The organism is Granulicella tundricola MP5ACTX9, assembly GCF_000178975.2.
Classification (GTDB): domain Bacteria; phylum Acidobacteriota; class Terriglobia; order Terriglobales; family Acidobacteriaceae; genus Edaphobacter; species Edaphobacter tundricola.
Genome location: NC_015065.1, coordinates 17170 through 32974, shown reverse-complemented (window position 1 = coordinate 32974; position 15805 = coordinate 17170). Strand labels below are relative to the sequence as shown.

Below are 15805 nucleotides of genomic sequence, written 5' to 3'. Positions count from 1 at the left end.
GAGCGAATCATGAACACCCAATCCCGCAGAGGTCTCTTGAAGAACGCCGCAGCCGCAGCAGCAGCCATCACCACCGGAGCCGCCCTCACCCCCGCCGCTGAAGCCCAGACCACAGGCAAGCTGGAGAAAAAGTCTTACCCCGCAAAGAGCAACGACAACCCCGCAGCAGCACCACCGCTCTTCTCCAGCGCCATCTCGTACGGCAACCTCCTCTTCCTCGCTGGCGTAGGCGCACACTTCAAGGGCACGGTTGAAGAGCACACCAAGCACGTCCTCGACGAGCTCGAAAAGAATCTCATCAGCGCCGGCTCCTCCATGGAGAAGGTCCTCAAGGTCAACGTCTACCTCAACGACATCAAAGACTGGCCCAGGATGAACACCGTCTACGCCGGCCGCTGGGGCAAGGTTCCCCCCGTCCGCACCACCATCGCAGCCGCCGGCGGCATCCCCGGAGACTCTCTCGTAGAGATGGATCTCATCGCCTACATCTAGCCCAAAGCTCGCCACGTCGACGACCGAAACGCATCATCACCGCACGCAAAGGAACCAAAGACCTATGTCACTCCTCCGCACCACCCGCTGGTCCAGGCGAGAAGTCCTCAAGCAGTCCGGCATGATCTCGGCCGTCGGCGCCGCCACCTCCATCTCCCCCGCGCTCGCGCAGTCCTCGCCCAAAGCCCCCACCATCACCCACCACGGCACCAGCACGGACAATCTCTTCACCCAGATCGGCGTGCGCCCCATCGTCAACGGACACGGCACCTTCACCATCATCAGCGGCTCGCGCTCCCTGCCTGAGGTCAAGCAGGCCATGTACGACGCCTCCTTCTACTTCGTCCATCTAGACGAGCTCCAGGATGCTGTCGGCAAGGAACTCGGCCAGCTCACCGGAGCCGAGTGGGGCTGCGCCACCACCGGCTGTGAAGCCGCCATCGCACTCGCCACCGTAGCCTGCATCGCCGGCACCGACGTCGAGAAGTCCCAGGCCCTCCCGTACATCAAGGCCAAGGACCAGGTCATCATCCCCAAGCACTCCCGCAACCCATACGACTTCGGCGTCCGCATGACCGGTGCAGAGGTCGTAGAGGTCGATTCCCCAGAAGAGCTCCGCGCAAAAATCTCCAAACGCACCGCCATGATCTACATCCTCTCCGGCCCCGCCGCGGAGAAGGGTCCCATGAGCATCCCCAGCATCTGCGCCATCGCCAAGGAAATGGGCGTCCCCGTCTTCGTAGACGCAGCTGCGGAAGAGCCTCTCAACCCCAACATCCACATCCAGCACGGAGCCACGCTCGTCGGCTACTCCGGCGGTAAATGCATGCGTGGCCCTCAGTCCTCCGGCATGCTCATCGGCCAGAAGGATCTCGTCCGGGCCGCATACTTCCAGGCCGCCCCGCACCACAACTATGGCCGAGCCTACAAGTGCAGCAAGGAAGAGATCATGGGCCTCCTCGCCGCCGTCCGCCAGTGGTACAAGCGTGACCACGCCGCAGAACAGGCCGAGTGGGTCTCCTGGCTCCAGCACATTGAGTCCCGCGTCAAAGGTCTCCCCTCCGTCACCACCGAGTACCTCCACCCTGACGATCTCTCCAACAACTCCCAGCGCCTCCGCATCAACTGGGACGCCACCCAGCTCAAGATCACCGGCACGGAGATGATCGAGCGCCTCGACGCCGGCACCCCCCGCATCATGGTGGACGGCGGCTCCGGCTCACGTCCCGACCACATGGCCAGCAGCCTCACCATCATGCCGTACATGATGGCCGCCGGCGAAGACAAGATCATCGCGGACGCCGTCTACGCTCTCCTCACCAACCCTGGCCCGTACGCAAACCCCGTCGTCCCCTCAGGCGCACCCGCCAAGGTCGCCGGCACCTGGGCCGTCTCCATCCAGTACTCCCGTGGTGAAGGCGAGCAGCACTTCACCCTCACCCAGTCCGGCAACGATCTCACCGGAACCCAGAAGGGCGAGCTCTACACCACCCCGCTTAAGGGCTCCATCCACGGAGACCAGATCGCCCTCAACAGCGACATGAAGGTCAGCGGCCACTCCGTCGGCTTCAACTTCAAAGGCATCGTCCAGGGCTCCACCATCTCCGGCACTGTCAACCTGGGCGAGTACGGCACAGCAACCTGGAAGGCGAAGCAGGCATAAGCCTCTCCCCCCTTCATCACCAAGCCCTGCACCCAAGCAGGTCCCAACACGCCTAAAGAGGTAGCTTCATGAATCGGTCCCTCCGTATCGCACTCGCTCTCGCCGCCTGCACCCAGCTTGCACACGCCCAGCTCCCCGCCTACGATCTCATCCTCCAGGGCGGTCACGTCCTTGACGATAAGAACCACATCGACGCCGTCATGGACGTAGCCGTCAAAGACGGCAAGATCGCCCAGGTAGCCCCGCACCTCAAGTCCTCAGACGCCCTCAAGGTCATCGACGTCCACGGCCTCTACGTCACCCCCGGCCTCATTGACATCCACGTCCACGTCTACAACGGCACCGGTGAGCGCAACTCCTACGCCGGCGACCTCAGCGTCCCGCCCGACGGCTTCACCTTCCGCGTAGGCGTCACCACCGTCGTAGACGCAGGCTGCTCCGGCTGGCGCAACTTTGAAGACTTCAAGCAGCGCATCATCGATCGCTCCAAGACCCGTGTCTTCGCCATGCTTAACATCGTCGGCTCCGGCATGCGCGGCGACAAATACGAACAAAACACCAAGGACATGGACGGTGAAGCCACCGGTGCCATGGCCCTCAAGTACCCCCAGACCATCGTCGGCATCAAGACCGCCCACTTTGCAGGCCCGGAGTGGATCCCCGTTGAGCAGGCCGTCATCGCCGGCACCAAGGCCAACATCCCCGTCATGGTGGACTTCGGCGTTGACCACCCCGAGTCCCGCCCCATCTACGAGCTCCTCACCAAAAAAATCCGCCCCGGCGATATCTACACCCACATGTACTCCGGCCTCCGCCATGAGCAGGACCCCACCACCCTCGGACCCAGCAAAGCCTTCATCGAAGGCCGCAAGCGCGGCATCTTCTTTGACGTAGGCCAGGGCGGCGGCTCCTTCAAATGGTCCCTCGCCGTCCCCATGATCAAGGACGGCTTCATCCCGGACTCCATCTCCACGGACCTCCACATCACCAGCATGAACTCCGCCATGAAGGATGAGCTCAACGTCGCCGACAAGATCATCGCCGCCGGCGTCCCCGTGAAGGATGTCATCGCAGAGATGACCTCGCACCCCGCTCATGAGATCAAGCATGAAGAGCTCGGCAACCTCTCCGTAGGCTCCGTCGGCGACATCGCCGTCCTCCGCCTTGAAGAAGGCAAATTCGGCTTTACCGACATGATCAACACCCGCCTCGACGGCACCCACAAGCTCGTAGCCGAGATCACCCTCAAGGACGGCAAGATCGTCTACGACCTCAACGGCATGGAAGCCCAGCCGTGGACCGCGAAGCCAGACCCCAACGCCAAGGAAGCCTACCACTGGACCACCTTCGCCTCCGCACCGCACGTCGTCACGGAACTTCACTAGCCTAGGCCACGTACCTGCATCTGCACCCACCAGCACCAAGGAACCGACTTGATCCTCACTCGACGCTCCATCCTGGCCTCGCTTCCGGCAGCAGCATTCGCCGTCAAGCGAGGCTTCGCGTTCCAGCCGGACACCAACCGCATCTTCATCGGAACCTCCGGCAAGATCAGCAAAGGCATCTACTCCGCCCCTTTCAATGCGACCACCGGCGAGCTCGGCTCCATCACCCTCGCCGCTGAGGTCGCAACTCCCAGCTTCCTCGCCGTAGACCGCGGCCACCTCTACGCCTGCACAGAAGGCGACGGCGGCAAGGCCAAAGTCTCCGCCTTTGACGTCACCGCCACCGGCCTCACCCCCCTCAACACCCAGCCCTCCCTCGGCGACGGCACCACCTACGTCTCAGCCCGCAATCACGCCGTCTTCGCCGCCAACTACACCGGCGGCTCCGTCACCTCCTTCCGCACAGAGCGCGACGGCTCCCTCTCCAAGCCCGTCTCCCACTTCCAGTACACCGGCACCGGTCCCAACAAAGAGCGCCAGGAGCACTCCCACGCTCACTCCGCCCTTCCCTCTCCGGACGGCCGCTTCCTCCTCGTCAATGACCTCGGCCTGGACCGCATCCACATCTATCGCATCCAGCCCGGCACCGCCACCCTCACCCCCAACGACCCGCCAGCGTTCAACACCCGCTCCGCCGCCGGCCCGCGTCATCTCGCATGGCACCCCAATGGCCGCTGGCTCTACAGCGTCAACGAACTCGACTCCACCGTCGATCTCCTCGACTGGAACCCCGCCACCGGCACCCTCAAACAAGGCCCCTTCGTCTCCACCCTCAAGCCTGACTTCCCCCCCAACACCGCCTTCGCGGGAGAGATCATGATCTCCCCGGACGGACGCTACCTCTACGTCGGCAACCGCGTCGCCAGCGATACCATCGCCGTCTTTGACATCGACCACACCTCCGGCACCCTCACCCTCAGCCAGCTCGCCACCAACGGCGGCAAGAATACCCGCTTCCTCACCCCGGACCCCTCAGGCCGCTGGATGCTCCTCTGCAACCAGGCCTCCAACGCCATCGTCGTCCTCCCCCGAGACCGCGGCACAGGCCGCCTCTCTGATCCACGCCACGCCTACCCCATCGACACCCCACAATGCATCGTCTTCGCCTGACCCGGATGAGTCTGTAAAAATGAGGTCATCCCGACCAAACCCTGAGCGCAGCGAACGGGTGAGTGGAGGGACCCCCGAATTAGCATTTGTTGTTACTTGTTCCGGCTCTTGCTGTTGCTCGTTTGACCGCCAGCTAACTAACCATCAAGGAGCGCCATGCCGACGACCGTCACTCGCCAGGACCCTCGCTTCCCCATCATGCGTCACGGCAACAACCTCCGCTTCCCCACGCATGAGGAAGACTACGCAGGCCGCATCGCATACTGCGATAGCCCGGAAGACGCCGCCATCGCACTCCAGAAGGTTCTGGACGCAGGCCTCCGCCCCACCGTCCGCTCCTCCGGCCACTGCTATGAAGACTTCGTCGTCAACAATCCCAACGGCGCAATCCTTGACGTAAGCCTCCTCAACCGCGTCTCCACCGGCCCCGGCGGTGCAGCCCCATACCGCATCCAGCCCGGAGCCATGCTCGGCGTCATCTACCAGGAGCTTTACAAACGCTCCAACGTCACCATCCCCGGCGGCACCTGCTTCACCGTCACCGCCGGCGGCCACGTCTCGGGCGGCGGCTACGGCCTCCTCGCCCGCCTCCACGGCCTCTCCACGGACTGGGTCTCCGCAGTCGATATCCTCACCGTCAACGCCGCAGGAAAAGTCACCCCCATCCAGGCCGACGCCACCCACAACACTGATCTCTTCCGGGCCCTGCGCGGAGGCGGTGGCGGCAGCTTCGGCCTCATCACCGGCTTCACCTTCAACCAGCTCCCGCCCGCCCCATCGCAGGTCATCGAAACCGGCATGTCCTTCGACGCCGCCACCATGACCCCGGAGAAGTACGCCAAAATCCTCGCCACCTTCGGCGACTACTGGCAGCAGCACGACCAGGTCAAAGAGACCTGGGGCCTCTTCGGCATGATGTACTTCCACGGCAAAGGCTCAAACGCCGCCATCTCCATCAACACCCAGTTCACCAACCCGGACGGCACCGTAACCGACCTCACCGTCCTCAAAGACTTCCTGGCCCGCTTTGACGCCTTCCAGCCCACCACCAGGCAGCCCGACCTCCGCCCCCGCCTCTGGATTGAAGCCACCGTCAATGGCGGCGGAGGCCCTCTCAGCATCGGAGGAGGAGGCCGCGCCAAATACAAATCCGCCTACATGAAGAAGTCCTTCACAGAGGCTGAAGCCCTCGCCTTCTACAACGCACTCCAGCAGGAATCCTCCCGCGGCATCATCATCGCCGTCGATTGCTACGGCGGAGCCGTCAACAACCCCGCCCGCGCCCGCGACACCGCCATCCCCCAGCGCACCTCCCTCATGAAGCTCCAGTACCAGACCTACTGGAACGACCCGGCGGATGACGCCGCCCGCCTCAAAGGCATCCGCGACGTCTACACCGCCGCCTACTCCACAGACCTGGTAGACCCCGCCCACAAGGGCACCCCCTATCCCGGCGACCACTACGACGGCTGCTACATGAACTACCCCGACGCAGACATGCTCGATCACCCCTTCTGGACAGATCTTTACTACGGCACCGGAGACACTCACCCGTTCCTCCGCAAGGTCAAAAACACCTACGACCCCCACAACGTCTTCCACCACGCCATGTCCATCCGCCCCTAAGCAAAAGAGCCCCAAAACAGAGCGACCGGAGGAACACCATGCAGCCAACCCAGCCCATAACCCGCAGAACCTTCCTCCACTCCGTAGCCGCCCTCTCCGCCGTCTCCATCACCCCCGCCCTCGCCGCCTCACCCATCCTCGCCCTGAACCCCACCCCCGCCTGCTCCACCCTCTCCGCAGACCGCCGCCACCTCTACCTCGCCCACGCCGCCGACCCGTCCGCCTCCCTCCCCGCAGGCACAGTCGAGTCCTACTCCATCCACCCCCGCACCGGCGCGCTCACCCTCCTCAACCGCCAATCCCTCGCCCTCTTCGCCACCACCCCCACCGCCATCACCATCGCGGACCTCAATCTCAGGGTCCAGCTGGGCCCCCACGCCCACAACCTCCTCCCCCTCAACCCCGATGGCTCCATAGCCCGCCTCACCCACTCCATCAAAAGGATTACCCTAGTACCGTCAGCCACCGCCCCGGTAAACCCTCATGCGTAGCCTCATCACCGCAGCCCTCCTCCTAGCATCCGCACCACTCCTCGCCCAGCCCCCCGCCACACACCGCCTCACCACAGACCCCCAGCACTTCCTCCTCGACGGCCAACCCTTCCAGCTCATCTCCGGCGAGATGCACTACCCCCGCATCCCCCGCGCCGCCTGGCGAGACCGCCTCCGCAAAGCCCGCGCCATGGGCCTCAACGCCGTCACCGTCTACGCCTTCTGGAACTTCCACGAAGAAGAAGAGGGGCACTTCGACTTCACCGGCCAGCGTGACATAGCCGAATTCGTCCGCATCGCCCAGCAGGAAGGCCTCTTCGTCATCCTCCGCCCCGGCCCCTACGTCTGCGCCGAGTGGGACCTCGGGGGCTACCCCTCCTGGCTCCTCAAATCCCCCGCAGTAAACCTCCGCTCGTTAGACTCCCGTTACATAGCCGCCGCCGACAAATGGATGAAAGCCCTCGGCCAGCAACTAGCCCCCCTCCAGGCCGCCAAGGGCGGCCCCATCCTGGCCGTCCAGGTTGAAAACGAGTACGGCTCCTTCCCAGACAGCGCCCAGCCAAACGCCCAAGCCTACCTCGACCGAGTCCACCAGATGGTCCTCGACGCCGGCTTCAAGGACTCCCTCCTCTACACCGGAGACGGCGCGGACGTCCTAGCCAGGGGCACCTTCGCAGACCTCACCGCCGGCATCGACTACGGCACCGGCGACTCCGCCCGCTCCATCGCCCTCTACAAAAAATTCCGCCCCAACACCAACATCTACACCGCCGAGTACTGGGACGGATGGTTCGATCACTGGGGCGCAAAGCACGAGGTCGTAGACGCCTCCATCCATCTCAAAGAGGTCCACGACGTCCTCACCTCCGGCGGCTCCATCAGCCTCTACATGCTCCACGGCGGCACCTCCTTCGGCTGGATGAACGGCGCCAACATAGACCACAACCACTACGAGCCCGACGTCACCAGCTACGACTACGACGCACCCATTGACGAAGCCGGCCAGCTACGCCCCGAGTACTTCGCCATGCGCAAGGTCATCGCCGAAGCCACCGGCCACCCCGCCCCACCTTTGGCCCCCACCACCCCCCTCGCCACCATCCCCACCATCCACCTCACCCAAGCCCAGCCCCTCTGGTCCACCCTCCCCAAACCCACCCTCTCCCGCACCACCAGGACGATGGAAGACATAGGCCAAAGCTACGGCTACATCCTCTACCGAACCACACTCAAGGGCCCCATTACCGGCACACTCAAGCTCGATCGACTCCACAGCTACGCCCGCATCTACCTCGACGGCAAACTCGTCGGCACCCTCGACCGCCGCCTCGATCAAGACCACATAGACCTCCAAATAAACAAGCCCACCCAACTCGACATCCTAGTAGAAAACACCGGCCGCGTGAACTTCACAGAAGCCATCCGCACCGAGCAAGCCGGCATCACCCACCAGGTCCTCCTCAACGGAACCCCCGTAGAGAACTGGCAGATCTACTCCCTCCCCTTCGAGTCCATCCCCACCACCGGCTTCTCCACCAAGCCCTGCGAAGGCCCCTGCCTCTACCACGCCACCTTCAACCTCACCACGCCAGTAGACACCTACCTCGACGTCCACACCCTCTCCAAGGGCAACGTCTGGGTCAACGGCCACAACCTCGGCCGCTTCTGGAAGATCGGCCCTCTCGGCACCCTCTATCTCCCATCCTCCTGGCTCAAACCCGGCCCCAACAAGATCGAAGTCCTGGAGCTGGACGGCAAGCCCTCCCTTGAGATCGAAGGCATCGACCACGCACTCCTCGACCTGCCGCCCTCATAACCCTGGGTCGCCCTTACTCAGGTCACCACACCAAACGTCAAAAATCCTACGCTAAGACTCTGTTGCGCAAACCTGTCGCCAACGGCAAAGCAATTGCAATAGGCCTTTGCAACTCGGATTGCCGAGCTTTCGACCGATGCGAGGATCATTGCATAAACGTTCCTTTGCGCAACATAGCTCATCGCGTCGCTACGTCAGGCTCAGGCCGCCGTCCGCGACCACGATCTCCCCAGTGAGGTAGTCGGAGGCAATCAGCATCATGACAATCTGGGCGATATCCTCCGGACTCGCTGGCCGCCGCATAGGCGAACCATCTCGCCAAAGCTGCTGGGCAGCCGTCCAATCGGCTGTCAGCGGCGTGTCCACCAGGCCGGGGGCAACGGCATTCACCCTGATGTCTGGAGCGAGCGATAGAGCGAGCAAGCGCGTGACATGGTTGAGCGCTGCTTTGGACGCGGCGTAAGGGATGGATGCGCCCTTGGGCCGCACGCCGGCGTGTGAGCTGATATTGACAACACACGCCGGTCGACCGCGCCTGGCCGCCTCTCTAAGAGCTACTTCTGCCTCTGCCACAAGGCGAAACGGGGCCACCACGTTGATTTCGTGTAGCTCTTGCCAGACGGCGGGCAAAGCCGCCATAAGATCGGCATGCGGAATAACGCTGCTGATTCCGGCGTTGTTGACAAGAACATCCAGGCGGCCCCAACGAGACACGGCCTCCCTCACAAGCCTGATTCTGTCGGCGTCGTCCGCCAAATCAGCTTGGATGTACATAGCGTTTCCAAGCTCAGCGGCTAGCGCCTGCCCCGTTTGAACTGAACGACGAGAGTGCAGGACCACGCAATATCCCTCGTTGGATAAACGGCGGGCAATCGCAGCACCGATCCCGGAAGTTGAGCCCGTCACAAGGGCAACGGGCGACGAACGATTCGCAGTCTGGTTCAAAGAAATATCGTCCATTGCTTAGCGTACGATCTTTGACCTTTGGTATGGTGACCCCTTACTTCGGAATCGGTGGCCCATCCTCCTGCGGCACCTCGCCTCCCTCGCCGGGGAACGGCCACTTCCGGTTGATCGGCTGCATCTCCTCCCGCATCTCCTTGGACACCTTGTTCACCTTCAGATTCTCGAACACATGCACGCCCAGTTTGCCTGCCGTCGCAAAGTCCAGATCCCCATCATGGTCGAAGTCACCCGCCACGATCTGCGTCCCAATCGTCGCCGTCCCATTCACTGAGATCGCCGTCCGCTCAAAGCCCGGCAGCCGGTACGCATACACCACGTTCGGATCGTAAGACCCCGGATCGGCCCCGGAGTGCCCCCTGTACCGCTTCCCCGTCACCAGCACGGGAGGACCGCCGCCATTCAGATCCAGAAGCGCCAGCGCATGAGACTGTGAGAAGGATTCGTCGATCGTATGCCGCGTCCAGGTCGGCTTCTCCTTCGTTCCACCCTGCTCCAGCCAGTACAGCCCATACCCATGGCCCTGCCCATAGATCAGGTCCATCCGCCCGTCATGGTTCACGTCATACGCCAGGATCGGGAACCCCGCATCCCCCAGCGTCCAATCCGGGTGCCACACCCACTTATCCGCATCCGCATCAACCTGCTGAAACCAGCCGTGCGTCGTCAGGATGTCAGCCTTCCCATCCCCATCGATATCCGCAATCCCCACTCCATGCCCATCCTGCACATGGTCCCCAACATGATGCACCTTCGGCTTACCCTTCCCGAAGTCGACCCACATCACCCCAGCCCGGTTGTAGTGCGCCAGCGCCACATCCGGCTTCCCATCCCCATTGATATCCGCGAACGCCCCACCCTCCGTATCGAAGCTGTCCGTGATCTTCTCGCCCTTCCACTGCTCTCCAGCCACCGTAGCCTTCGGCCCCGGATTCTTGAACCACCAGAGCCCATTGGCGATCCATCCAGTCGTCACCAAATCCGGCAACCCATCATGATCCACGTCCACCACCCACTCCCCGCAGTCGGACACAAACTCGTTATGAATTCCAACCGTACGGAACTGGTGCTGCTTCCACTCCCCACCCCCGGCCCCCGGATTCTCATACCAGTAAGCTCCACTCAGCAGATCGACGAACCCATCCCCGTTCATATCGATCATCGAGATCGCCTCAGCATGATCGCTGCCCAGACGATGCGTCAGAAAGGCCAGCCGCGGCTTCCCGTCCGGCGCATTCCCCGGCTGCTGCATCCTCTTCTCGGTCGCATGCTCCGGGTCCTGCGCCTGTCCGGCCGCAGTCAACAAAAACATCGCTGCGACCAAAGCCGCACCACTCCGCCAACCATTCATCATCTGAAGCTCCTAGTCCCAACTGCTAAACAGTCCTGCTGCTAAACGATCTTCATCGTCTCAGGGTTCCAATGCACAACGCTGTCCTTCTGCACGCTCAGGTTGCTCAACAACGCAGCACCAGCAGCACGGAAGCCAAACGTCGCATCCTCAACCACAGGCTGCCTGCTCCGCACAGAAGCAAAGAAGTTGCTGAAGTGGTCGTAGCTGTCAGAGTAGCCCGGCGGCGCGGTAAACGCCTGCACGCCCTCCGGCGGCGGTCCGCCCGGATGCGGCACCGGATACTTCTTCCGGTACTCCGCAATCGAAGCCTTCTGCATCGCGTCCGCAAACGTAGACACCGTATAGCCCGGCTCCTTCGCCAGCGGCGTCCGCGTCACCGTCACGGTATTGGTCCGCCCGTCGATCTCCATCAGCCCCTCAGAGCCCGTGAACAGGAAGCCCTCACTCTCTTCGCCGCCATCCACAAAGTTCACATGCAGACTCAGGTTGAAGCCTTCGGGATAATCGAACAGCGCCAGCAGAACATCATCCGCATCGCGCCCATCCTTCCAGAACCGAATCCCGCCCGTAGCCATCGCACGCGTCGGACCATGGGACCCCGTAATGAAGTGCGTCCCGCTGAACAGGTGAACGAAGAGATCACCCGCCACACCAGAGCCGTAGTCCTTCCACTTCCGCCACTGGAAGAAGCGCTCTGCATTCCATGCCATCTTCGGAGCAGACCCCTGGAAGCGCGGCCAGTCACAGGTCTCAGTCGAGGCATCCAGCGGCACCGTATAGTTCCACGCACCCATCGAAGAGTTGCGGTCCCACCGCGCCGTCACCATGTTCAACTTGCCGATCGCACCCGAAGCCAGCAACTCCTTGGCCTTCGAGTAAAGGATCGAGCTCACCCGCTGACTCCCCACCTGCAGGATACGGTTTGAAGACTTCGCAGCGTCAATGATCTCCGGCCCATCCGAGTACAGATGGATCATCGGCTTCTCGAGGTACACATCCTTGCCCGCCCGCAGGCTATCCACCGCCGCCTGCTTATGCCAGTGATCCGGCGTCGCAATCAGCACCGCGTCGACGTCCTTGCGCTTCAAAATCTCACGATAGTCCCGCGTCGTGAAGATATCCGATCCCCAAAGCTCCTTGGCATGAGTCAGCCGCCCGTCGTAGCAATCCGCCACGGCCACCAGCTTGACTCCCGGAACCTGCAGCGCGAACTTCGTGTCACCCTGTCCCTGGATGCCCGCTCCAATCAACGCAAGCTGGATGTTGTCGTTAGGAGAGCGCGGTGCGGGCTGCTGGGCAAAAAGCGGAGAGAGCCGGGTGGCTGCGCCGGCAAGCAACGTCGTCTTGGCAGCTCGTTCAAGAAACTTCCTGCGGTCGATACTATGCATGGAACCTCGCGAGAGACATCTCAGTCTTCAAGTTTCTAAATCGTCACTTCAGGTTTCTAAATCATCATTTATAGATGCGCTAAGAACAGTAAGAGAACTGCCGTAGTAATGTCCAGTACGATGGCAGAATCCTCATCGCATGTACACTGTTGCAGCTTCACTATCCCTCTCGCTCAGGTGTGCGTGTGACTCTCATCCAGCTTACGAAGCGCGTCCTCGTCACGATTGGCGCGGGTTCTTGTCTCTGGGCCAGCGCACAGACGATGCCTGACACAGCCATCCCACCGCACAAGAGCGCGGTCATCCTCTTCAACGGCAAGGACCTCTCACAGTTCGATACCTTCATTCGTGGACGCGGCTTGAACAACGACCCCGCGCATGTCTTCCAGATCGAGAACGGGATCATCCATGTGTCCGGCCAGGAGATGGGTTACATCATCACCCGCGAGTCCTTCCATCGCTTCTACCTGCGTGCCGAGTTCAAGTGGGGTGAAGGCACCTTCGGCGAACGAGCCGGGCAGGCTCGGGACAGCGGCATCCTCTACAACATCCAGAATGAACAAAAGGTCTGGCCCCGTTCGCTCGAGTTCCAGATCAAGGAAGGCGAGACCGGCGACTTCTGGCTGACGGATGGCGCGGCCCTCACCGGCTCCGACGGCAAACGAGTCACCGGCCCCCCAGGCTCGGCCTTGAACATAGGCCATCTGGACAAGGGCCCGCAGAAGAACGTCGTAGGCTTCCGCAACACCACGGGCGAGTTTGAGAAGCCGCACGGCGAATGGAACACGCTTGAGGTCATCGTGGACGATAAGGTCATCCGCCAGTACGTCAACGGCAAGCTGGCCAACACAGGAACCGACCCCTTCCCGACCGACGGCAAGATCCTCTTCCAGTCCGAGGGAGCCGAGATCTACTTCCGCAACATGCAGCTCTATCCCCTGAAGTAAGCCCACCAGCGGCAGAACATGGTGAAAAGCTGCAGAATGTGGTTCGCATGTGGTGATTTGTGGTAAAGATCTCGCGTGGTCAATTTCTCCTAAGCCTATCCTTATGAATCATTTAGAGGATCTCACCACAACAGCTTTTAACACCGGTTCGGCTCCACAATGCGTGGAGTCCGTTACCATAACCAGACCATGAGCACATCCCCGAACCCCGCCGTCACCGGCCTTCCAGAACCGATGAGCATGGGCGAAGTCCTGCGCGTACCCATCATGCGCCGACTCTGGATCGCCCAATTAGTCTCCACTTTCGGCGATTTCCTTGCATTATTTGCGGTAATCGGCGTCCTCACCTTCAAGCTGAAGGACACCGCCCAGCAGGTAACAGGCCTGCAAATCGCGTACCTCCTTCCCATCGCCGTGCTCGGAATACTGGCCGGAGTCTTCGTAGACCGCTGGCCCCTAAAACCCACCCTCGTAGTCTCCGACCTCACCCGCTCCGCCCTCTGCCTCTTACTCCTGCTCGCCACTAAGACCTTTCATTTCTATGCGATCCTCGCCTGCATCAGCATCCTTTCCAGCTTCTTTTCCCCCGCCCAGGGCGTCGCAATCCGCTCCGCCGTCCCAATGCACGGCCTACGCTCCGCCAACGCCCTAATGCAACAAGTGCTGTTCGGCATGCGCATCGTAGGCCCCGGCCTCGCAACGATTCTCTTCACAACCTTCGGCCCACGCATCTGCTACATGGCCGATGCCGCGAGTTTCCTGGCTTCTGGCTGCCTGATCGCCTCACTGACGCTGAAACGCGTCACGCCGGAGGACAAGCAATCGCTGGAAACTCCGCTGGACACGCCCGCAGCGGCCCCTTCCGCGAAGCCGGGCCTGTCCAATATCCTGCCGGATATGCGTCAAGGCATCTCGTTCATCGTCCACCATGCCGCGGTGCTGTTCGTCATCGTCGCGCTGGCCGCGGGGATGTTCGTTCTGGGCTGCTTCGGCCCGCTGATCGCGGTGTACGTTCGCGACTCCCTGCACGCATCCACAAAGATCTACGGCACGGCCTCGACGATGATCGGTATTGGCATGTTCCTTGGCGTCAACTTACTGAACACTGTGGGCAAGAAGATCAAGAACAGCACGCTGGTCTACGGCGGACTGGGCGGAATCGCAATCGGCCTGTGCTTTTTGGCGTTCCTGCTGCATATCTGGGCGACGGTGATCGGGACTTTGATCATTGGCATCGCGGTTGCGGGGATCGTCGTACCGTCCAACACACTGATCCAGCAGGAGACTCCCGCCGCGTTGATGGGCCGAGTGGGCAGCACGGTCATGAGCCTCGTGTTCTCCGCGCAGATTGCCGGTCTCATCCTCTCCGGACTCCTGGCGAATCGCATCGGCGTCCGCCATGTCTTCGCGGTCTGCGGCCTGCTGCTCGTCGTGCTGATCATCGCGGGCAAGCTCTTCATGGAACCCAAACCAGTCCCTGCCACCACCTAGACTCGAAAGGCCAACGACCGTGTTCAAGCTCTTCTTTGTCTCCTTCGCACTTACTGCTTCCCTGCACGCCCAGGCACCTGTGACCGGGGTGCTTCATACACCGGATGTAGATCTGGCTTATGAGGTCTACGGCTCACCTTCATCCGCGACTCCTGTCTTCGCGGTCAATGGCGGACCTGGCCTTTCACACCAGTACATGTTGCAGAATGACGTGTGGCCTCGCCTTTCCGCGCATCGTCAGATCATCATGTACGACCAGCGCGGAACTGGAAAGTCCCAACACGTCCGCGAGGGCGCATCGCAGACGATGGCTGCGCAAGTTGCGGATCTTGAGGCAATTCGCGCGCACCTGAACCTGCCACGCATTGATCTGGTGGGCGACTCCTACGGTGGCCTCGTCTCCATCGCTTATACGGCGGCGCATCCCGACCGCGTCGAGCGGCTGGTGCTCAGCGACTCCGCCGCACCGAATCCGAAGAAGATGGTGCATCTTCTCCCGGACGTCTTTCCGGACGTAGAAGAGCGCAGCGCAGCCGAGCAGGCCAAGCTCGGTGATACACCCGAGGCTTCAAACGCAAACCTCATCGCACACTTCCGCATGATCTTCTACAGCCCTGAGCTTCGCGATGAGTACCTGAACAAGTTCCTGGCGAAGGACAAGACTCTGGGCTCGACACCCGCAACCAGTAAGGCCGTATGGGCCGCCAACCAGGGCGGGGATCTTACGGCTATGCTTCCTGCCTTTCACTGCCCCACGTTGGTCGTCACGGGACGTTATGACATGAACGTGGCACCGATCAACGCGTGGCTCATGCACAAGGCCATCCCAGGCGCACGCTTTGAGGCGTTTGAAAAGAGCGGCCATCTACCGTCCTACGAAGAGCCGGAGAAGTATGTGAAGGTACTCGACGAGTTCTTCAACGAGAACGCTTCCGATAAGATCACGCGATAATAAAGCTCTTAAACCAAGGCATCGACTTTCCATTGCCCCTTGGCAGCCAAAGAAACGCCTGAACCAC

General features: G+C 61.7%; 13 protein-coding genes. 10 read left to right on the top strand and 3 right to left on the bottom strand.

The features are described 5' to 3' along the window. Positions 1-9: 9 nt before the first annotated feature. The 7 genes from ACIX9_RS20520 to ACIX9_RS20490 all read left to right on the top strand — a co-directional run bounded on the left by ACIX9_RS20520 (position 10) and on the right by ACIX9_RS20490 (position 8643). Entirely contained in the window at positions 10-492 is a 483-nt protein-coding gene (locus ACIX9_RS20520; RefSeq protein WP_013582117.1) for a RidA family protein, read from the top strand. A 64-nt stretch (positions 493-556) separates the two neighbouring features. Then, complete coding sequence (locus ACIX9_RS20515) at positions 557-2155, top strand: PLP-dependent transferase (protein WP_013582116.1); 1599 nt, start codon at positions 557-559, stop codon at positions 2153-2155. Positions 2156-2223: 68 nt separating this feature from the next. Next, complete coding sequence (locus ACIX9_RS20510; RefSeq protein ID WP_013582115.1) at positions 2224-3540, top strand: amidohydrolase/deacetylase family metallohydrolase; 1317 nt, start codon at positions 2224-2226, stop codon at positions 3538-3540. Positions 3541-3588: 48 nt separating this feature from the next. Beyond that, on the top strand, positions 3589-4710 hold the full coding sequence (locus ACIX9_RS20505) for a lactonase family protein (RefSeq protein WP_013582114.1): 1122 nt from the start codon (positions 3589-3591) through the stop codon (positions 4708-4710). A gap of 156 nt (positions 4711-4866) precedes the next feature. After that, entirely contained in the window at positions 4867-6336 is a 1470-nt protein-coding gene (locus ACIX9_RS20500; protein WP_013582113.1) for an FAD-binding protein, read from the top strand. Positions 6337-6374: 38 nt separating this feature from the next. Next, a complete protein-coding gene (locus tag ACIX9_RS20495) occupies positions 6375-6827 on the top strand; it encodes a lactonase family protein (protein ID WP_013582112.1) in 453 nt (150 codons plus the stop codon). After that, positions 6820-8643 (top strand): glycoside hydrolase family 35 protein, encoded by a 1824-nt coding sequence (locus ACIX9_RS20490; RefSeq protein ID WP_013582111.1) that lies wholly within the window; start codon positions 6820-6822, stop codon positions 8641-8643. The genes ACIX9_RS20495 and ACIX9_RS20490 overlap by 8 nt, the downstream gene beginning before the upstream one ends. A gap of 189 nt (positions 8644-8832) precedes the next feature. On the opposite strand, the gene ACIX9_RS20485 is transcribed toward ACIX9_RS20490, so the two are convergent. Genes ACIX9_RS20485 through ACIX9_RS20475 form a run of 3 tightly spaced genes read right to left on the bottom strand, consistent with a single transcriptional unit; the run spans position 8833 to position 12348 of the window. After that, positions 8833-9603 carry an SDR family NAD(P)-dependent oxidoreductase gene (locus ACIX9_RS20485; RefSeq protein WP_013582110.1) on the bottom strand — a complete coding sequence of 257 codons (771 nt, stop codon included), beginning with the start codon at positions 9601-9603 and terminating at the stop codon, positions 8833-8835. Between the two features lie 40 nt (positions 9604-9643). Next, entirely contained in the window at positions 9644-10960 is a 1317-nt protein-coding gene (locus ACIX9_RS20480; RefSeq protein ID WP_013582109.1) for an FG-GAP repeat domain-containing protein, read from the bottom strand. Between the two features lie 38 nt (positions 10961-10998). After that, positions 10999-12348, bottom strand: coding sequence for a Gfo/Idh/MocA family protein (locus ACIX9_RS20475; RefSeq protein ID WP_013582108.1), 1350 nt, complete (start codon positions 12346-12348; stop codon positions 10999-11001). A gap of 185 nt (positions 12349-12533) precedes the next feature. Here ACIX9_RS20475 and ACIX9_RS20470 point away from each other — a divergent pair, with 185 nt between their 5' ends. The 3 genes from ACIX9_RS20470 to ACIX9_RS20460 all read left to right on the top strand — a co-directional run bounded on the left by ACIX9_RS20470 (position 12534) and on the right by ACIX9_RS20460 (position 15738). Continuing rightward, positions 12534-13295: a 3-keto-disaccharide hydrolase gene (locus ACIX9_RS20470; protein WP_013582107.1), complete on the top strand. Its 762-nt coding sequence runs from the start codon at positions 12534-12536 to the stop codon at positions 13293-13295. A 189-nt stretch (positions 13296-13484) separates the two neighbouring features. Continuing rightward, entirely contained in the window at positions 13485-14786 is a 1302-nt protein-coding gene (locus tag ACIX9_RS20465; RefSeq protein WP_049789466.1) for an MFS transporter, read from the top strand. 19 nt (positions 14787-14805) lie between these two features. Continuing rightward, positions 14806-15738: an alpha/beta fold hydrolase gene (locus ACIX9_RS20460; RefSeq protein ID WP_013582105.1), complete on the top strand. Its 933-nt coding sequence runs from the start codon at positions 14806-14808 to the stop codon at positions 15736-15738. Positions 15739-15805: the final 67 nt, after the last annotated feature.